This is a genomic window from Burkholderia sp. BCC1998 (assembly GCF_905339875.1).
In the GTDB taxonomy this organism is placed as follows: Bacteria; Pseudomonadota; Gammaproteobacteria; order Burkholderiales; family Burkholderiaceae; genus Burkholderia.
On the sequence record NZ_CAJPHE010000002.1, the window covers coordinates 314014 to 332785 of the forward strand.

An 18772-nucleotide genomic window follows, 5' to 3' on the forward strand; every position below is an offset into this window, starting at 1 on the left:
TGCCGCCCCGATCAACCCAGCGGCACCACGCTCCCGAGCAAAATCCGCACGAGCGTCGCCTGGCGCGTCACGCCCGTCTTCGAGAAGATCGCGCGCAGGTGCGTGCGCGCCGTGTTCTTGCTGATCCCCGATTCCTCCGCCGCCTCCTCGAGCGTCAGCCCGTTCGTCAGCAGCAGCGCGAGCGACGTCTCGGCGGGTGTCAGGTCGAACAGCTTGCGGATGATTTCTTGCGCGCCCTGCGGCTTGCGGTCGGGGTCGCGCAGGAACAGCGTAACGGCCGGCCGGCGCTTGTTGTCCTCCGACCAGTCGGACAGCAGCACGGTGCGCACCAGCAGCCCGAGGCGCGGCTTGTCGAAGCCGCGCGTGATCGGCATCGCCTCGACGATCGCCGCGGCCGTGCCGTGGTGCCCCATCACCGCGTGGCGGATCAGCCGCTTGAGCGTGCGGTTCTCCTGCGCATCGGTCGCCTCGATCGTGCCGCGCGCAATCGTCAGACCGTTGTTCTGCTTCAGGATCTCGTCGGCGACGCCGTTCATGTCGATGATCGTGCCGTTCTCGTCGAGCGTGATCGTGCCGATCTGCATCCGGTTGATCGCGTTGGCATAGATCGACCGCTCGACCTCGGCCGTGTCGAGCCGCGAATGCAGTTCGACCGCCCGCTTCAGGTGCGGCAGCAGCAGCGCGCAGATCGCCTTGTCGCGCGCGGAGAACTGCTTCGACGCATGATTGCGGCACACGCGGAACCGGCACTCGACGCCCGACGGCGTGCGCAGGTCCGCGCCGAGGATGTAGCGCACGTCCTGCGGCTTCAGGAACTGCTTGTACAGTTCGCTCGACAGCCAGCCCGTATCGCCGAACACGTCGTCGACCGTGACCACGCGATCGGCCGGCAGGCCGACGAACGGGTCGAGCGAATAGTAGTAGTTGTTGTACGACGCCTCGCCGTCCCCCGGCACGACCGGGCCGAACTCCGATGCATGCACGGACAGCGGCGCGCGACGGTCGCTCGCGGCCGCGCGCAGGATCAGCGTCACGTAGCTGGCCTGCAGCAGCCGGCGAACCATCTCGAGCGCGCCCGCCCACGGCGGCGTTTCCATCGGCCCCTGGTAGATGCGCGCCATCAGCTCGCTGAAATCAGCGACGCCGATGTCGGCCTCCTCACTCGTTGACTGGCTCTCTTGCGGGGCCCATCTCGTCTCCATCAGCACGCTCCATCCTCCATGCAACTTGTGTTCGGTGCGATTCATCCGCGCCGCCATGATTAAGACGTGTCTTAATTCCGGCGTCATCGGGACATTCACTGAATGGTGAGCTTTGGCCATCCGGACGCGCGAACCATCGTCCAATCGGATGATGTGGCGCCCTGCCCGCTGCGCTGGAATGCCCGTCAGGCCGTGCCGGCAAGCATCCGGCGCGGGCTCAGGGAAAACCGCGATGCGGGTTTACCTGATTCAGACCGCATCCGATTCAGACAGGAGTTCCAATGCCGCTCGACCCTCAGGCGCAGGCGCTGCTCGCCGCGCTCGCCCAAGTGCCCGCGATCGATTTCGATCGACTGACCGTGCCCGCGTACCGTGCGAGCCTCGCCGGAGGCAGCGCGTTCGCGCCCGGCGACGCGATTGCCGCCGAAGAGGACTGGCAGATCCCGGCGCCGGGTCGTCAGTTATCCGCACGACTGTATCGGCCCGATGCCGACGGGCCGTTGCCGCTGACCGTGTTTTTCCACGGTGGCGGCTTCGTCGCGTGCGGGATCGATTCGCACGCGAACCTGTGCCGCAGTCTTGCCAGGCGGGCGCGCACGCTCGTGCTGTCGGTCGATTACCGGCTCGCGCCCGAAGCGCGCTTCCCGGCAGCCGCGCAGGACGCTTGCGACGCAGTGCGCTGGGCCGCCGCCGGTGCGCGCGATCTCGGCGCGCGCGCCGGGGCGATCGCCGTGGCCGGCGACAGCGCGGGCGGCAACCTGGCCGCGGTCGCCGCGCTGCAGTTGCGCGGCTCGGGCATCGCGATCGCGCACCAGTTGCTGCTGTATCCGGTCGTCGATTGCGCGACCGAGCATCCGTCGTACGAATCGCTCGGCGAAGGCTATTTCCTGACGGCGGACGCGATGCGCTGGTTCAAGCGCCAGTATTTCGACGACGGCGCCGACCGCGCATCGCCGCTCGCGAGCCCGCTCGCCGTGGCGGACCTGTCGGGCGCGGCGCCGGCCACCATCGTCAGCGCGGAATTCGATCCGTTGCGCGACGAGGCCGAAGCGTACGCACTGCGTCTCGCGCAGGCCGGCACGCCGGTCTCGCTCGTGCGCTGGCCGGGCCAGCTGCACGGCTTCGCGAGCATGCTCGGCGCGGTCGACGCGGCCGATCGCGTGCTGACCTTCGGCGCCGACGCGCTGCGCCGCGCCTTCGACGCGACGGAGGCGCAATGACGCTCGCCAGTACGCCGGAAATCGTCGACGAGCTGCGTGCGGGACGGATGGTCCTGCTCGTCGACGAGGAGGACCGCGAAAACGAAGGCGACCTCGTGATCGCGGCCGATCACGTGACGCCCGACGCGATCAACTTCATGGCGCGCTTCGGGCGCGGGCTGATCTGCCTGACGCTGACCGCGGAGCGCTGCGAGCAACTGCGTCTGCCGCCGATGGCCGATCGCAACGGCACGCCGTTCGGTACCGCGTTCACCGTGAGCATCGAGGCGGCCGAAGGCGTGACGACCGGCATTTCGGCAGCCGATCGCGCGCGGACGATCCGCGCGGCGGTGCGCGCGGGCGCGCGTCCCGACGATCTCGTGCAGCCCGGCCACGTGTTTCCGATCGCCGCGCGCCCGGGCGGCGTGCTGGTGCGCGCGGGACACACGGAGGCCGGCTGCGATCTCGCGGCGCTCGCCGGGCTCACGCCCGCGTCGGTGATCTGCGAGGTGATGAACGACGACGGCACGATGGCGCGGCTGCCCGAGCTGCAGACGTTCGCCGCGCATCACGGGCTGAAGATCGGCACGATCGCGGACCTGATCCATTACCGCCGCGAGCACGAATCGCTCGTCGAACGTGTCGGCGAACGGCCGCTGCATACGCCGTGGGGCCGGTTCCGCGCGATCGAGTATCGCGACACCGTGCACGGTGCGCCGCATCTCGCGCTGGTGCGCGGCGAGCCCGATCCGTCGACACCCGTGCTGACGCGCGTGCATGAATGCCATTCGCTGCTCGACCTGCTCGACGCGGAACCGTCCGCGCATTCGTGGCCGCTGCACGCGGCGCTGCAACGGATCGACGCGGCCGGTTGCGGCGTCGCGGTGCTGCTCGACTGCGACATGCGCGGCGACGCGATGCGAACGCCGGCCGGCCACGCACGCCGCGACGGCCGCGTGACGGGAATCGGCTCGCAGATCCTGCGTGACCTCGGCGTGCGGCGGCTGAATGTGCTGTCGAGTCCGTTCCGGCTGCCGGCGCTGTCGGGGCACGACCTGGAAATCATGGCGTTCATCCCGCTCGGCGACGACGATCCGGAAAGCGCGCGCGCCGCCGATGCGGGCCCGCTGCGGGCGGCGTGATGATGCCGGGCTGACGGGCGCGTGCCGCGCGTCCTGGCTCCGCCCCACGGGTTTCCGCTTGACAGGCTATCGCTTGTTTTTATGAAATACAGTCTCGGGTTTGTATTTTGACGATACATACCATAGACTGTATTTTCCGATTACAAACGATCGCCTGTCATTGCGCGGAGAGCCCATGGCATTCCCTGTCCAGACCTTGAGCCAGTTGCGCCCGATCCTCGTCGGCTTCCGGAAGTCGGCGGGGTTCACGCAGGCGCAGCTCGCTGCCCGCCTCGGCGTGACGCAACAGTCGTACGCGCAGCTCGAAGCCAATCCGTCCGCGGTCAGTATCGAACGTCTTTTCAAGGTGCTGAACGTGCTCGGCGTTCGCCTGGCGCTCGAGCCGGGCACGCCGGACGACGCAGCGGCGCCCGCTGGCACCGCGCCGGCGCCCAAGCGCACGCCGGCCGCGCGCGGTCGCTCGTCCGGTTCGCCCGGTTCGTCCGAGCTGCCGGCTCGCCCGCCGGCCGCTGCGAAGGCCCCATCCGCCGCCACGCGGAAACGGGCTGCCGCCGCCACGCCCGGCAAGCCTCGGGGCACCACACGGGAGGACTGGTGACGATGGCCCGCCGCCCCCGCCACGACCGCCTCGACCTGTGGATGAACGGCATCCCGGTCGGCTACTGGGAAGTCCGGCGCGGCGTCGAGCGCCTCGTCTACCTGCCGGCGTGGGTCGACGATCCGCAAGGCCGTCCGCTGTCGCTGTCGCTGCCGTTCACGCCGGGCAACCAGCCGCACCAGGGCGCGATCGTCGCCGACTACTTCGACAACCTGCTCCCGGACAGCCAGCCGATCCGCCGCCGCATCGCGCAGCGCTACCGGCTCGGGTCGACGGCGCCGTTCGAACTGCTCGCGTCGATCGGCCGCGATTGCGTCGGGGCGCTGCAGTTGTTGCCTCCGGACGAAGCACCGGTCGACCTCGAATCGATCGACGGCACCGCGCTCGACGACGCGGCCGTGGCCGACGTGCTGCGCCACGCGACCGCCGCGCCGCTGCCCGGCCACGCGGAGCCGGACGGCGAGCTGCGCCTGTCGATCGCCGGCGCGCAGGAAAAGACCGCGCTATTGCGCGACGGCAATCGCTGGCTGCTGCCGGCCGGCAGCACGCCGACCACGCATATCTTCAAGCTGCCGCTGGGGCGCGTCGGGAACATGCAGGCCGACATGCGCACGTCGGTCGAGAACGAATGGCTGTGTTCGAAGATCGTCGCCGCGTACGGCCTGCCGGTCGCCGCGTGCGACATCGGCCGGTTCGACGACCAGAAGGCGCTGATCGTCGAGCGTTTCGACCGCCGTCCGTCCCGCGACGGCACCTGGATCCTGCGGCTGCCGCAGGAGGACATGTGCCAGGCGACCGGCACGCCGTCGGGCGCCAAATACGAATCCGACGGCGGCCCCGGCATCGCGACGATCATGGGCATCCTCGCGAATTCCGCGGAGGCCGCGCGGGACCGGACGAACTTCTTCGTCACGCAGCTCGTGTTCTGGGTGCTCGCGGCCATCGACGGCCACGCGAAGAATTTCAGCATCGCGCACCTGCCCGGCAACACGTATCGCAGCACGCCTCTGTACGACGTGCTGTCCGCGCATCCGATCATCGGCACGCGCCGTAATCAACTGCCGCCGCGGCGCGCCCGGCTCGCGATGGCCGTGCGCGGGAAGAATCGCCATTACGTGATCGGCGACATCCAGCCGCGTCACTGGATCGCGCAAGGCGCGCGTGTCGGTCTGACCGAAGACGCCGTACGCGCGGCCATGGCCGATGTGGCGGCACGCACCGAACCGGTAATCGCCGGCGTCGCGTCGCGCATTCCGGCGGATTTCCCGTCAGACGTGGCCGATGCGATCTTCGACGGGATGCGCCGCCAGGCGCGCAAGCTGGGCGCGGCCGACTAGGCGGTGCGGGCGCCCGGGCGGTGGGCGGTGGGCGGTGGGCGGCGGATCATCCACGTGGACGATGCGATCCGGCGTCGGCTCCGCACAATGGTCGCCATCCCCATTCCGACGCACGCCCGACATGGAACCTGCCGCCCTCGATACCGCGTTCAGCCCGCTGCAGATCGGCCCGCTGACGCTGCGCAACCGCCTGATCAAATCCGCGACCAACGAAGGGATGACGCCGAACGGCGTGCCGTCGCGTGCGCTCGTCGGGTTTCATGAACGCATCGCCGCGGGCGGCGCCGCGCTGACGACGGTCGCATACTGCGCGGTCAGCGACGACGGCCGCACGTTCGTCGACCAGGCGCGACTCGATGCGCCCACGGTCCGGCAATTCCGCGCGCTGACCGACGCGGTGCATCGCCACGGCGCGGCGGCGTCCGCGCAGATCACCCACGGCGGCTGCTTCACGTTCCTGCCGTCGCTGTCGACGAAACGTCCGTTGAGTGCGTCGGGCGGGTTCAACAAGGTCGGCGTGATGAGCGGCCGCTTCCTGAAGCAGGCGATGACGCGCGACCAGATGACCGTCATCGCCGACGAATTCGCACGCGCGGCGCGCCACGCGCGCGACGCGGGCTTCGACGCGGTCGAGATCCATATGGGTCACGGTTATCTGCTGAGCCAGTTCCTGTCGCCGCTGTACAACCGCCGCCGCGACGCATACGGCGGCGATGCGGTGCGTCGCGCGACGTTCCCCGTCGAGGTGCTGCGCCGCGTGCTCGATGCGGTCGGCCGCGATCTCGCCGTGGTCTGCAAGATCGGCGTGACCGAAGGCGTGCGTGGCGGAGGAACGCCCGACGACGCATCCGAGATCGCACGGCGGCTCGAGGCCGAGGGCGCGCACTTGCTGGTGCTGAGCGGCGGGATGAACGTCGAGTCGGTGTGGCAGCTGTTCGGCAGCCCGCTGCCCGGCGAGGCGCGCGCGAACGCCGACAACGCGATCGTGCGCACCGCGATGGCGCTGCAGAAGCTCACCGAGCCGAAGATGGGCGCGTTTCGGGAGATGTATTTCCTCGAGCATTCGCGGCAGGTGCGAGCGGCCGTCCGGATGCCGCTCGCCTATCTCGGCGGCGTGCGCTCGCGCGAAAACGTCGCGCTGGCGATGCGCGAAGGATTCGACGCGGTGGCGCTCGCCCGCGCGCTCGTGTTCGAGCCGGGTTTCGTGAACGAACTGCGCGACGGCCGCATTGCGCAATCGGGCTGCACGTCATGCAATCGCTGCGTCGTGTCGATGTACACGCCGGGCGGTACCGCATGCGCGCTCAAGGCGCCGAACGATCCGGCGCCGAACCGTGTGCCGGCCGCGGGCGTGTGACGTTACGCGGTCGCTGATTTCGCAGTCGCACTCGCGGCCGTGGCCACTACGCGACCACGCCCTCTGTCGCTCACCCGGCGTCGCGGGCGCGGGCCAGCGCCGCGAGGTTCCCTTCCCCGAATCCGTGGTGCCCCTGCCGCTGCACGATCTCGAAGAAGATCTCGCCGGGCCGGCGCTTGACGAAGGTCTGGAAGAACAGGCGCGGCACGCCGTCGCTGCCGATTTCGCCGTCGACCAGCACCGCGCGGCGGCGCAGCGCGTCGAGATCGACGCCGTGCCCCGGCAGCCGCGCATCGACTTCGTCGTAATAGCGCGCCGGCGGTTCGATGAGTTCGACGCCGTTCGCGCGCAGCGCATCGACGCTCGCCAGGATGTCGTCGGTCGCCAGCGCAACGTGCTGGACGCCTTCGCCCGGATGGTCCGGCAAATACGCGTGCATCAGCTCGGTGCGGCGCGTGCCTTCCTCGTAGACCGGAATCCGCACCGCGCCGCACGGCGACACCATCACGCGCGACTCTTCCGACACATGCCAGTGCGCGTCGATTTCATGGATTTCGCGGAAGTGCAGCAGGTCGTGATAGAAGTCGAGCCACTCGCGCATGCGCCCCGCGCCGACCGTCTGCGTGAAATGGTCGACCTGCTGCAGGCCCGTGCCCGCGCAATCGAGATCGGTATGCGCGGTCGCGATGTCGATCGGCCGGAAATCGATGTCGAAGATCGAGATGTCGCCGACGCCGCCGCGCTGGCCGTCCCGCCCACGCCAGCGGTCGACGAAATAAAGGTGCGAATCGCCGATCCCCTGGATCGCCGGAATCTTCAGCTCGCCGACCCCGATCCGCTCGCCCTCGAACGCCCACGCGCCGAGCTCGATCGCACGCTCGAACGCGCGCCGCGCGCTGGCCACGCGCAGCCCGATCGCGCACACGCCCATCCCGTATTCCTCTGCATAGCGCGCAGCGAACGAATCGGGCTCGGCGTTGATCAGGAACTGCATCTGCCCTTGCCGGTACAGCGTGACGTTCTTGCTGACATGGCGCGCGATCGCCTTGAATCCGAGCTGCTCGAAGCGTTGCGCGAGCGCGTCCGGCACCGGCGCCGCGAACTCGACGAATTCGAGTCCGGCCATCCCGAGCGGATTGGCGGCCGGATCGGCAACGGGCGGCGTATCGCTGGACAGGGGGTGGGAATTGCCGGGCATTACAGTCTCCGGGGGTATGCGGTCGATGGGGATGACGCCCGGCGCGTGCGGCATGCCCGGCCGGTGGGGTGGCCGGGTGTCCGCCCGATTCGGGCAAGGTTTTGATGGTCCCGATTTTAACCAGATCGTTCACGCCGGCACACCCTGGCCGAACGGGATACGAATGCCTCGCCTAGTGCAAACCCGGGATTCGTTCGATAATCGCACATAAAAGAGCGATAATCGCGCATTTTGTCCGATCGGCCAATTGCCGTCGCGCGGCGCGCGCCCTATTCTCCGTCCACCCATCGACTTCAATGCAGCATCGGACGCGGCGCCGCCACGATTCCACGATGCGCCATGCCAGGAGACTTCGCCATGACCCCAACCTTCGACACCCTCGACGCCGCCGCCAGCGCCCGCGCGCGCAGCCAGGCCCGCAAGGCCGCGATCGGCAGCTTCGTCGGTGCCGTCGTCGACTGGTACGACTTCCTGCTGTACGGGATCGTCGCCGCACTCGTCTTCAATTCCGAATTCTTTCCGAAGGTCAGCCCGACCATGGGCACGCTCGCGGCGTTCGCGACCTTCGGCGTCGGCTTCCTGTTCCGGCCGCTCGGCGGCGTCGTGTTCGGCCATTACGGCGACCGGCTCGGCCGCAAGCGGATGCTCGTGCTGACCGTGATGCTGATGGGGCTGTCGACCGTCGCGATCGGCCTGCTGCCGAGCTTCGCGACGATCGGCTGGTGGGCGCCCGTGCTGCTGGTGCTGATGCGTGCGATCCAGGGCTTCGCGGTCGGTGGCGAATGGGGCGGCGCGGCGCTGATGGCCGTCGAGAGCGCACCGAAGCAGAAAAAGGCGTTCTACAGCAGCGGCGTGCAGGTCGGCTACGGCGTCGGGCTCGTGCTGGCCACGGGGATCGTGTCGATCCTGAGCCATACGCTCGGAGAGGCCGCGTTCAAGTCGTGGGGCTGGCGCCTGCCGTTCGTGTTCAGCATCGTGCTGGTGCTGATCGGGCTGTGGGTCCGCAAGAGCATGGACGAGTCGCAGGAATTCGTCGAAAAGGTCGAGCACGGCAATCGCAAGCTGCGCCTGCCGGTGCTGGAGGCGCTGACGCGCCATCCGAAGGCGTTCCTGCTGATCGTCGCGCTGCGGCTCGCCGAACTGTTCACGATGTATATCGTCACCGCGTTCGCGCTCAGCTATTCGACGTCGAACCTCGGCATGTCGCGCGACCTGTTCCTGAACATCGGCCTGCTGGTCGGCGCGGTCAGCTGCTTGACGATCCCGTGCTTCGCATGGCTGGCGGATCGCTTCGGCCTGCGCCGCATCTACCTGATCGGCGCGCTGATCGGCCTCGCGTCGGCGGTGCCGTTCTTCGTCGCGCTGGAATCGCGCTCGATCGCGTGGATCGTGGTCTTCTCGATCCTGCTGGCCAATGCCGCGCACGACATGGTCGTGAGCGTCCAGCAACCGCTCTTCACCGAGTTGTTCGGTGCGGAATACCGCTACAGCGGCGCGGGCGTCGGTTATCAGTTCGCGAGCGTCGTCGGCGGCGGGTTCACGCCGTTCATCGCGGTGGCGCTGGTCAGCCTGGCCGGCGGTTCGTGGCACCTGGTCGCCGGCTATCTCGCGGTGGGTTGCCTGATCTCGCTGGTGGTCGCCGCGCGGATGCGGGCGGCGGAGTGAGGACGCGCCCATGACCGGTGAGCGACGCCGGTCACGGGCGAACGAGGCGCGGCAATCGTTCGTAAAGGCGCTCGACGAGGAGCCGGGCGTTCTCACCAAAATGCAATGCACGGTGGCAATTCGGACAAACAGCCACCGTGTTCGACACGAGGTCGGGGCCCCGTTCCGCCAGCTTGCGGACGTGGTGTACTTCCAAGTAAGGCAATCCGTCCGCCCCCTTGAACGGGGCCGGTTCGCCACAGCATTCGCAGGTCCCGTTCGCTTGCGTCAGCACCCAGGCCTTCACCAACGGATCGCGGCGGATTTGAGTCACGGTCGAGCTAGTCGTCCCGGGGTTCGGATTGCCCGGCGGCGGCGCGAGCGGCGTTTTTTTCAGCGCGTCGCGCACGTCGAGTTCGAATTTCACGGTCGGGGCAGCCGACCGCTTCTCCCATTCGTTGATGAACTGCTCGATCAGCACGCCGTTCGCCCCGACGTTTTTAGCGGGTTTGAGTCCGGATAGCCACTCTCGGCCCATCAACGCCAGCACGTACGAAATGTTCTGCATCCGGTACTCGAACGCCTTCGCGGTGCGATTGAATCGCCCAGCCAACCCGTCGTAGACCGCCTTCTTGACGTATGGCTGCCTCCCGCGCTCACTCTCGAGCATTTTGAGATATTCCTCTACCGACGCTCGAAGTTCATCGCGCGTCCAAGGCCGCCCGTCAGCATTCTCCGGAGCCTCTTCAGCAAATGGGGATTGAGGGGATGATGTCGACATGGATGGAATCATTCGAAAATCCGGCCTCGATTTTACGAGATATGGATCCGTCCCAATCCGGGCATTCGCGGCTGCCCCCTTTTTGTCCTTACACTGCGATCGATCCGCGTCCGTGTCGGCCGCCCTCGCCCAACGTCAAACACGGTCAATCCCGCGCGCAGAAGCCCTTTTTCCCCTCTGAACATTCCACGTCACCCGCCGACCAATGGCATCATATGGGCCTACGTCAGTCACAGATACGCCCCCATATCATGTCGAATCTCATCGTCCACGGCGGCACTCCGCTGCGCGGGGACATCAAGCCGTCCGCGAACAAGAACGCTGTCCTGCCGATCCTGTGCGCCACCCTGTTGACCGATCAGCCGCTGCGCCTCGTCGGCGTGCCGGACATCACCGACGTGCGCAAGATCCTCGACATCTTCCGCACGCTCGGCAGCGACGTGTCGGTCGACTTCACGACCGGCATTCTCGAACTCCACCATCGCAACACGACGTTCGACCCGGCCGTTCACCGCCTGCCCGAGGCGATGCGCTCGTCGATCATGCTGATTCCGCCGCTGCTCGCGCGCTTCGGCGTCGCGCGCCTCGAGAACGACGTGAAGGGCTGCACGCTCGGCGTGCGTGAAATCGATCCGCACGTCGAAGTGTTCGAGCGCTTCGGCGCGCATATCGAGCGCACGCCCGATTCGCTGATCGTCCGTGCCGACGGCCCGCTGACGGCCAACGATCACTGGCTCGACTACGCATCGGTGACGACCACCGAAAACTTCGCGCTGTGCGCGACGGCCGCGGGCGGCACCTCCACGCTGATGAATGCGGCGTCCGAGCCGCACGTGCAGGAGTTCTGCCAGTTCCTCGCGATGATCGGCGTCGCGATCGAAGGCATCGGCACGTCGCGCCTGTGCGTGACGGGCGGCGGCAAGCTCGGCGGCGGCGAATTCCGCTTCGCCGAGGATTTCCACGAAATCGCGACGTTCCTCGCACTGGGCGCGATCACCGGCGGCGACATCACGGTGCGCAACTCGTCGCCGGAGCATTTCCCGCTGATCGACCGCACGTTCGCGAAGTTCGGCGTGACCGTCACGCACCGCGACGGCTGGTCCCGTGCGGAACGCGACGGCCCGCTGCGCGTGCGCCGGCCGTTCACGCAGAACATCCTGACCAAGGTCGAAGCCGCGCCGTGGCCGTACCTGCCGGTCGACCTGCTGCCGATCTTCATCGCGCTCGGCGTGCGTGCGGAAGGCAGCGCGATGTTCTGGAACAAGGTCTACGACGGCGCGCTCGGCTGGTCCGGCGAACTGTCGAAATTCGGCGCGCATGTGCTGCTGTCCGATCCGCACCGGCTGATCACGTTCGGCGGCCTGCAGCTGACGCCGGCGCGCGTCGAGAGCCCGTACATCATCCGTGTCGCGATCGCGCTGCTGATGGTGGCCGCGAGCATCGAAGGCCGCTCGGAAATCATGAACGCGCTGCCGATCCGCCGCGCGCACCCGCATTTCGTCGAAAACCTGCGTTCGGTCGGTGCGAACGTCGAGTGGACGAGCAGCGAGTAACGTCGACCCGGATGCGGCGCGTGTAACGTTCGCGCCGCATCCTCAGGCAAACGGATTTCGCAACTCCGGACCGCCCTCCACGCTCAAGCCGTCGTGCATGTCGTCGGTGTACAGGTATTCGCAACCCTCGATCGACGCAGCTGCCACGATGCACGCGTCGTAGAAGGACAAGCGATGCCGCTCCGCCAGCCTTCGAGCGAGGTCGTGCGTATCGACCGTGATCGGCACGACATGGCACAAACTCCTGATCGGCTCCAGAAACTGCCCCACCTCGCGCCAGGGCATCCGCAATTTGCGGCTGCAAACGCTGGCGACTTCGTTCAGTACCTGAACGCTGATGGTCGGCCGCCGAAGGAATAGCGCCTGCGCACGATTTGCCCTGGTTTCGTCCTCGGACAACAGATAAAGCACGACATTGCTGTCGACGAACGATTTCGCCGACTCAATCCCGCTCATTCGCGTCATCCCGGCTGAACTTGAAGTCGGCGGGCAGCTTGCCCCTGAAACGCCTCAATCGCTGCAGAAGCTCGTCCGGCCTCGGCTTGCGACGCACGGCGAAAACGCGCGGACTGTCGACGACGATTTCGATATCGTCCCCCTCGCGAAGCTCCAGTGCGTCGACCACACTGGCCGGAAGGCGGACCGCCAGGCTGTTGCCCCACTTTGCAACCTGCATACGAACCTCCGTGGATATACAAGATAAATTGTATATCTGCGATGCGAGGCCGCACAGCCGGCCGAACGGACAGCGCCGGCTCGCCGCATATCGCATTGTCCGCCGCGCCGCGCGATAATCGCCCACTCCCGCACGAACACCGCGCACGACGCATCCCAGACCATGAAAAAGCCCGATCTCGACCGACGCGACTGGATAGCCGGCCTCGAAAAGGGCCTGATGATCCTCGAGGCATTCGACAGCCAGCACGCGCGGATGACGCCGACCCAGGCCGCCGCCCGCACCGGCCTCACGCGCACGGCCGCGCGACGCTACCTGCTGACGCTCGAATCGCTCGGCTACGTGTACACCGACGGCAAGCTGTACGGCCTCACGCCGCGCGTGCTGCGGGTCGGCTGGTCGTACTTCGATTCGGCGCGCCTGCCGCGCACGGTCCAGCCCTATCTGCAGCAACTGAGCGCGTCGCTGAACGAATCGGCGTACGTGAGCGTGCTCGACGGCTGGGAACTCGTGTTCATCGCCCGCAACGGCGTGTCGCGCGTGATGACGACCGGCTTCGTGCTCGGCGCGCGCGTGCCCGCCCCGCTGACGTCGCCGGGCGTCGTGCTGCTCGCGCATCATCCGGATCGCGAGGCCGTCCGCACGTGGCTCGACGACACCGAACTCGCGCCGTTCACGCCGCACACGATCACCAACAAGGCGCGCCTGCTCGAACAGGTCGACCACGCGCGCGACGCGGGCTTCGCGGTGATCGAGCAGCAATTGCAGGTCGGCGTGCGCGGCATCGCGGTGCCGCTGAAGAACCGTCACGGCGAAGTCGTCGCCGCGCTGAGCACGAACATGCCGATCGGCACGGAGACGACCGACGCGGCCGTGCGACGCGTGCTGCCGCATCTGCAGGAAACCGCGCTCGCGATGCTCAACGTGCTTTAGGGATTCACGCGAGCCGCACGCACGTCATCCCGCTCACGACATCCGTCACGCCCGTCACCCGATCCGCCACCACCGCGGCAACAGATCGCGCACCTCCCGCCGCCGGTAACGATCGTCGATCAGATGCACGACGCCCTCGTCGTGTTCGGTGCGGATCACGCGCCCGGCCGCCTGCACGACCTTCTGCAGGCCCGGGTACAGATACATGTAGTCGTACCCGTTGCCGAAGCGCGCCTCCATCGCGCGCCGCATCTGTTCGTTGACATCGTTGACCTGCGGCAGCCCGAGCGTCGCGATGAACGCGCCGATCAGCCGCTCGCCGACGAGATCCACGCCTTCCGAGAACGCACCGCCCAGCACCGCGAAGCCGACCCCGCGCCCGCCCGCGTCGAATCGCGCGAGAAACGCGTCGCGCTCGCTTTCGGCCATGCCGGGCGCCTGGGCCCACACGGGCACGTCCGGATGACGCGTCTGCATCAGCGCGACGACGCGCCCGAGATAGTCGAAGCTGCTGAGGAAGCCGAGGTAGTTGCCGGGCCGTGTCGCATACTGCGCGGCGATCAGGTCCACGATCGGTTCGAGCGAACGGTCGCGGTCGCGCCAGCGCGTCGATACGTGGCTCGCGACGCGCACGGTCAGTTGCTCGGCGCGGAACGGCCCGTCGACGTCGAGCCAGCCGGTGTCGGCCGGCAACCCGAGCGTGTCGCGATAGAAATGAAACGGGCTCAACGTGCCGGAAAACAGCACGGTCGCGCGCGCGGCGTCGTAACGCGGCGCGAGAAAGCCGGCCGGAATCACGTTGCGCACGCACAGCGTCGACTGGATGCGGCGCCGGCGCCCGGCCGGTGCGACGCCGTCGAGCCCGGACTGGCGCGGCAGCGGCTCGCCGTGCAGCGTCGCGTCGAAGATCGACGCGCCGTCGAACGCATCGGCGAGCACGCCGAACTGGATCGCCTCGAAATGAAAGCGCAGCAGCGCGTCGCCGTTCGCGCGCGGCGCATCGGTCAGGTGTTCGCCGATTGCCGCGACGAGGTTCTGCACGGCCGACACGATCGGCCCCGGGATCTCGGGGTATGCCGCATAGCGCTCGGCCTGTGCGCGATTGAGCGTGCCCCACGCGCGCGCGAGCCGGTCGAACGCCTTGCGCAGTGCTGCGGGCGCCGCCTCGCGCGCGGCCGCGAACGCGAACGGGTCGAGCGATGCGCTGTACATCTTGCGGGCGCGATCGAGCAGGTTGTGCGCCTCGTCGACGAGCACGCCGACGCGCCACTGGTTCTGCTGCGCGAGCGTATGCAGCATCGCGCTGCCGTCGTAGTAGTAGTTGTAGTCGCCGATCACCATGTCCGACCAGCGCGCCAGCTCCTGCGCGAGATAGTACGGACAGACGTCGTGCGCGAGCGCCGCCTCGCGCACGGTATCGCGATCGAGCAGCCCCGCGCCGATCGCCGCGTCGCGCGCCGCCGGCAGCCGGTCGTAGAAGCCTTGCGCAAGCGGGCACGATTCGCCGTGACACGCGCGGTCGGGATGCTCGCACGCCTTGTCGCGCGCGACGAGCTCCAGCACGCGCAGCGGCAGCGCCGGCGTGCCGGCGCCGAGCGTGGTCGCCGCTTCCAGCGCGAGCGCGCGGCCGGGCGTCTTCGCGGTCAGGAAAAACACGTGATCGAGCTCGCCCTCGCCGCACGCCTTCAGCAGCGGAAACACCGTGCCGAGCGTCTTGCCGATGCCGGTCGGCGCCTGCGCCATCAGGCAGCGCTCGTCGCGCGCCGCCCGATAGACGGACACGGCCAGCTCGCGCTGGCCGCTGCGGAACCGGCTGTGCGGAAACGTCAGCGCACGCAGCGCCGCATCGCGGGCCGAGCGGTGCGCGGTCTCGCGCTCGGCCCAGCCGACGAAGCACGCGCACTGCTCGGCGAAGAACGCGGCGAGCGCGCTTGCGCCGAGCGTCTCGGTGAGCACGGTCTCGCGCTCCGACACGATGTCGAAATACACGAGCGCGACGTCGATTTCCGCGAGGCCGCGTGCGTCGCACATCAGGTGCGCATAGACCTTCGCCTGCGCCCAGTGCAGCGCGCGATGGTTGGCCGGCATCGCGTCGAGGCTGCCGCGGTAGGTCTTGATCTCCTCGAGCCGGTTCGCGACCGGGTCGTAGCCGTCCGCGCGCCCGCGCACGGTGAGCGTGCCCCACGTGCCGGTCAGCGCGATCTCGGTTTCGTAGCGCGCACCGCGCTTCGACGTGACGGCGCCGTGGCCGGCAATGCCTTCGAGTGCGGTCGGCGCGGGCGTGAAGCGCAGGTCGAGATCGCCGCGCCGCGCGGTGAATTCGCACATCGCCCGCACCGCGACGACGTAGCTCATGCGGACAATCCCGCCGCTTCGGCTTGCTCGACACCGGCTCCGGCCCATTCGACATCGACGACACGCACCGGCATGCCGTGCGCGAGGCAGTACGCGAGCCAGCGCGTCTGGTTGTCCTGCAGCCGGTCGCCGGGGCCCTTCACCTCGATCAATTCATAGCGCCGCTCGCCGGGCCAGAAACGGACGAGATCGGGCAGCCCCGAGCGGTTGCCGCGGATATCCGCGAGCAGGCGCGTGAACCACAGCCGCAGGTGCTCGGGCGGCAGGCAGGCCAGCGCCTCGTCGAGCAGTTCGTCGGTCAGTACGCCCCAGAACACGAACGGCGATTGCAGCCCCGTCTTCGTCGCGAAGTGCCGGCGGATCGTGTCGCGGTACGCGCCCGAGTCGAGTTGCGCGAAACAGGCTGCGAACGCGTCCGTGCGGCGCACGGCGAAATCGGGCGCGTGCAGGTCGGCCGGGCCGCGCTGGAACGGGTGAAAGAACGCGCCTGGCACGGCCGCGAACACGGGCTCCCAGCACAGCAGGCCGAACAGCGAATTGATCAGCGTGTTCTCGACGTAGTGAACCGGCGCGCCGGGCTGCGCGAGATGGTCGCGCACCGCGTATTCGACGCTGACGAACGCTTCAGGTCGCACCAGCACGAGCGTCTCGCGCGGCACGTCGGGCGTGCCGCCCGCGCGTTCGACCCGCTGCCCGAGACGGCGCTGCAGGCGCGGCAGCATCCGCTCGACGCGCTGGCGCTCCTCGTCGCTTTCGAAGCCGCCGCGCGCATCGAGCGCGAGCGCGAGCGCATCGGTGTCGCGGCCGCAGCGTTCGAGTACGCGAATGCGCCGGTGCCGGCTGCCCGGCCACGCGCTGCGCGCATACGCGTCGAGCGCGGCAGCCCAGTCGGCGCGGCGCTCGCAGGTCTGCCCGAGCGTGAACAGCAGCTTCGCGCGGCGCGTCGCGAGCCACGGCTGCGCGCAACCGACCGCGTCGATCGCCTGCAGCAGATCGTCGAACGGCTGGTCGTCGGGCCATGCGTCGAGTGCTTCTCGGCAGGTCTGCAGCGCGAGATACGCGTCGACGTCGTCGCGCTGCTGGAACGCGCGCGACGACGGCGCGAACGGCACGCTTTCGTACTGGAACACGCCGAGATCGGCGAGCACGAATTCGCTCCAGTCCTGATGAAGATTGCCGAAGAACATCAGCCGCAGGCGGTCGCACAGCGCGCCGACCGTCACGCGCAGCACGCGATCGTCGGCCTGCGCGCACCATGCGTCGAACGGCTGCGCCACGTCGTGCGCGGGCCGCAACCGCTCGAGCCATTCGGGCTTGCGCTCGCCCGCGTGCGCGGCGAGCGACGGGAACACCTTCAGCAGGTCGGCCTTGGTCGACAGCACGAACAACTCGTCGAGCGTGAGCGCGGGTGCCGGATCGACCCAGCCGAGCTCGACGACCGGCGCGGCCGCGTCGAGCGTGCTGCCGATTTCGTCGTACGCGAGCTTGCTCGCGCGGAAGTCGGTGCCGCTGCGCATCAGCATCCGCACGAGCAACGCACGCGACGCTTTCGGCAGTTGCGCGAAATGCGCGAGAAACGCATGTTCGCTCGCATCGAGCAGGTCGTCGTAACGCTCGCCGAGCCAGGCCAGCGCGCGTTCGAAATTGGTCAGGTAGTAAAACGCCGGGGGCGTCGGCGATGCAGGCGTCACGGGGATCGATCACTGTACGTTTGTACAGGTCGGAATCATATCAAATGTGACGAAAAATGCCGCATGCCGCGCACCACGACGCGGCCGCCCGGCCGTCGCCGATCGCGGTCAGAACTGGTAATTCACCGACATGTCGAACACGCCGTTCGTCGACTGCTGCGTGATCGGGCTGCGCCGTGCGCGGCCGACGAGCTGTTCGATCGCGCCGTCCATCGTCACGAACCAGTGCTTGTTGACGAACCACACCATCGTCACGCCCGCGCCGAACGACTTCATCCCCGCGCCCGACGAATAGGCCGGCAGCCCCGAGCGCGCGGACGCCCCCGCGGGCACGCCGAACCAGCTGTTCATGTAGCGCGAATCGGCGAACGACACGGTCGGCCCGGCGAACCAGAAGAAGTGTTCGTTGCTGCCCGGCATCGGCATGTACGCTGAGAAATCGCCGACCCAGCCGTTCGAGCCGCCGATGCTGCGCCGCACATCCGCGCGCAGCACGAGCGGAAAATCCTTCGAGATCACGTAGTCGGCCGCGAGCTTCATCACCGGCGCCGCGTTGATGTTGTCGAGCCCGTTCAGGTGGTCGAGATCGTCGGCCGCGCGGCGTCCGAGGTCATAGCCGACCGACAGGCTCACGCGCCAGTTGGGCCCGCGCAACACGTTCGCGCCGAGCCCGTCGCCCGTCGACAGGAAGAACAGGTCGCGATAGCGCACGTCGAAATTCGGGCCGCCCATCACGCGATAGCGATCGGAACCCGCGTAGCGCGGCTGCAGCGTCATCGCCGCGCCGACGCTGACCTGCCACGTGGGGACGGTCGGACTGAACAGTTTCTGCAGCGGGACGCCCGCCGAGTATTGCCATTCGCCGAGCGGCGACGGCGTCTGGGCCGACGCGTCGCGGGCACCGCCCGCCGCCAGCGCGGCGAAGGCCGACAGGCCGGACACGAACCGGCGGGTGCCGGGCGACAACAACGGGCGGGCAACGGTCATCAAGGCGGTCTCCGTCGGTTGCACGAAACGAACCTGAGGGAAAGCGCGTCGCAGCCTGGCCGGCTGCAACGGCGAGCAGCCGACGGCGCGAACGTAGCGTGCGCTGAATTGTGAACATC

16 protein-coding genes are annotated in these 18772 nt (G+C 68.3%); 8 read left to right on the top strand and 8 right to left on the bottom strand.

What is annotated here, in order from left to right; translation table 11 throughout:
* Nucleotides 1-11: 11 nt before the first annotated feature.
* Nucleotides 12-1202 (bottom strand): helix-turn-helix transcriptional regulator, encoded by a 1191-nt coding sequence (locus U5A56_RS04730; RefSeq protein ID WP_044843154.1) that lies wholly within the window; start codon nucleotides 1200-1202, stop codon nucleotides 12-14.
* Between the two features lie 281 nt (nucleotides 1203-1483).
* On the opposite strand from U5A56_RS04730, the gene U5A56_RS04735 reads away from it, so the two are divergent.
* The 5 genes from U5A56_RS04735 to U5A56_RS04755 all read left to right on the top strand — a co-directional run bounded on the left by U5A56_RS04735 (nucleotide 1484) and on the right by U5A56_RS04755 (nucleotide 6835).
* A complete protein-coding gene (locus U5A56_RS04735; protein WP_321921085.1) occupies nucleotides 1484-2422 on the top strand; it encodes an alpha/beta hydrolase in 939 nt (312 codons plus the stop codon).
* A complete protein-coding gene (gene ribBA, locus U5A56_RS04740) occupies nucleotides 2419-3543 on the top strand; it encodes a bifunctional 3,4-dihydroxy-2-butanone-4-phosphate synthase/GTP cyclohydrolase II (protein WP_321921086.1) in 1125 nt (374 codons plus the stop codon). The genes U5A56_RS04735 and ribBA overlap by 4 nt, the downstream gene beginning before the upstream one ends.
* Before the next feature lie 175 nt (nucleotides 3544-3718).
* The gene (locus U5A56_RS04745; RefSeq protein WP_321921087.1) at nucleotides 3719-4141 is read left to right on the top strand and encodes a helix-turn-helix transcriptional regulator; all 423 of its coding nucleotides are present in this window, start codon (nucleotides 3719-3721) and stop codon (nucleotides 4139-4141) included.
* A 2-nt stretch (nucleotides 4142-4143) separates the two neighbouring features.
* Nucleotides 4144-5478, top strand: a complete 1335-nt coding sequence (locus U5A56_RS04750) for a type II toxin-antitoxin system HipA family toxin (protein ID WP_321921088.1) — start codon at nucleotides 4144-4146, stop codon at nucleotides 5476-5478.
* A gap of 121 nt (nucleotides 5479-5599) precedes the next feature.
* Nucleotides 5600-6835: an NADH:flavin oxidoreductase gene (locus U5A56_RS04755; protein ID WP_321921089.1), complete on the top strand. Its 1236-nt coding sequence runs from the start codon at nucleotides 5600-5602 to the stop codon at nucleotides 6833-6835.
* A 70-nt stretch (nucleotides 6836-6905) separates the two neighbouring features.
* Here U5A56_RS04755 and U5A56_RS04760 read toward each other — a convergent pair whose 3' ends face one another.
* A complete protein-coding gene (locus U5A56_RS04760) occupies nucleotides 6906-8033 on the bottom strand; it encodes a 4-hydroxyphenylpyruvate dioxygenase family protein (protein WP_321921090.1) in 1128 nt (375 codons plus the stop codon).
* A 357-nt stretch (nucleotides 8034-8390) separates the two neighbouring features.
* On the opposite strand from U5A56_RS04760, the gene shiA reads away from it, so the two are divergent.
* Entirely contained in the window at nucleotides 8391-9698 is a 1308-nt protein-coding gene (shiA, locus tag U5A56_RS04765; RefSeq protein WP_321921091.1) for a shikimate transporter, read from the top strand.
* 31 nt (nucleotides 9699-9729) lie between these two features.
* Here shiA and U5A56_RS04770 read toward each other — a convergent pair whose 3' ends face one another.
* Nucleotides 9730-10347: an HNH endonuclease gene (locus U5A56_RS04770; RefSeq protein WP_321795533.1), complete on the bottom strand. Its 618-nt coding sequence runs from the start codon at nucleotides 10345-10347 to the stop codon at nucleotides 9730-9732.
* Between the two features lie 362 nt (nucleotides 10348-10709).
* Here U5A56_RS04770 and U5A56_RS04775 point away from each other — a divergent pair, with 362 nt between their 5' ends.
* Entirely contained in the window at nucleotides 10710-12011 is a 1302-nt protein-coding gene (locus U5A56_RS04775; protein WP_124519561.1) for a UDP-N-acetylglucosamine 1-carboxyvinyltransferase, read from the top strand.
* A gap of 42 nt (nucleotides 12012-12053) precedes the next feature.
* Here the strand turns inward: U5A56_RS04775 and U5A56_RS04780 are convergent, their stop codons facing one another.
* The gene (locus tag U5A56_RS04780; protein WP_321921092.1) at nucleotides 12054-12467 is read right to left on the bottom strand and encodes a PIN domain-containing protein; all 414 of its coding nucleotides are present in this window, start codon (nucleotides 12465-12467) and stop codon (nucleotides 12054-12056) included.
* Nucleotides 12454-12687 (bottom strand): AbrB/MazE/SpoVT family DNA-binding domain-containing protein, encoded by a 234-nt coding sequence (locus U5A56_RS04785; RefSeq protein WP_044843105.1) that lies wholly within the window; start codon nucleotides 12685-12687, stop codon nucleotides 12454-12456. The genes U5A56_RS04780 and U5A56_RS04785 overlap by 14 nt, the downstream gene beginning before the upstream one ends.
* 162 nt (nucleotides 12688-12849) lie before the next feature.
* Between U5A56_RS04785 and U5A56_RS04790 the strand changes: the two genes are divergently transcribed.
* On the top strand, nucleotides 12850-13620 hold the full coding sequence (locus tag U5A56_RS04790; RefSeq protein ID WP_044843104.1) for an IclR family transcriptional regulator domain-containing protein: 771 nt from the start codon (nucleotides 12850-12852) through the stop codon (nucleotides 13618-13620).
* A gap of 54 nt (nucleotides 13621-13674) precedes the next feature.
* On the opposite strand, the gene U5A56_RS04795 is transcribed toward U5A56_RS04790, so the two are convergent.
* The 3 genes from U5A56_RS04795 to U5A56_RS04805 all read right to left on the bottom strand — a co-directional run bounded on the left by U5A56_RS04795 (nucleotide 13675) and on the right by U5A56_RS04805 (nucleotide 18653).
* Entirely contained in the window at nucleotides 13675-15975 is a 2301-nt protein-coding gene (locus U5A56_RS04795; RefSeq protein WP_321921093.1) for an ATP-dependent DNA helicase, read from the bottom strand.
* Nucleotides 15972-17666, bottom strand: a complete 1695-nt coding sequence (locus U5A56_RS04800) for a VRR-NUC domain-containing protein (protein ID WP_321921094.1) — start codon at nucleotides 17664-17666, stop codon at nucleotides 15972-15974. Before U5A56_RS04800 ends, U5A56_RS04795 begins: the two co-directional genes overlap by 4 nt.
* Nucleotides 17667-17774: 108 nt before the next feature.
* The gene (locus tag U5A56_RS04805; protein ID WP_321921095.1) at nucleotides 17775-18653 is read right to left on the bottom strand and encodes a MipA/OmpV family protein; all 879 of its coding nucleotides are present in this window, start codon (nucleotides 18651-18653) and stop codon (nucleotides 17775-17777) included.
* Nucleotides 18654-18772 lie beyond the last annotated feature (119 nt).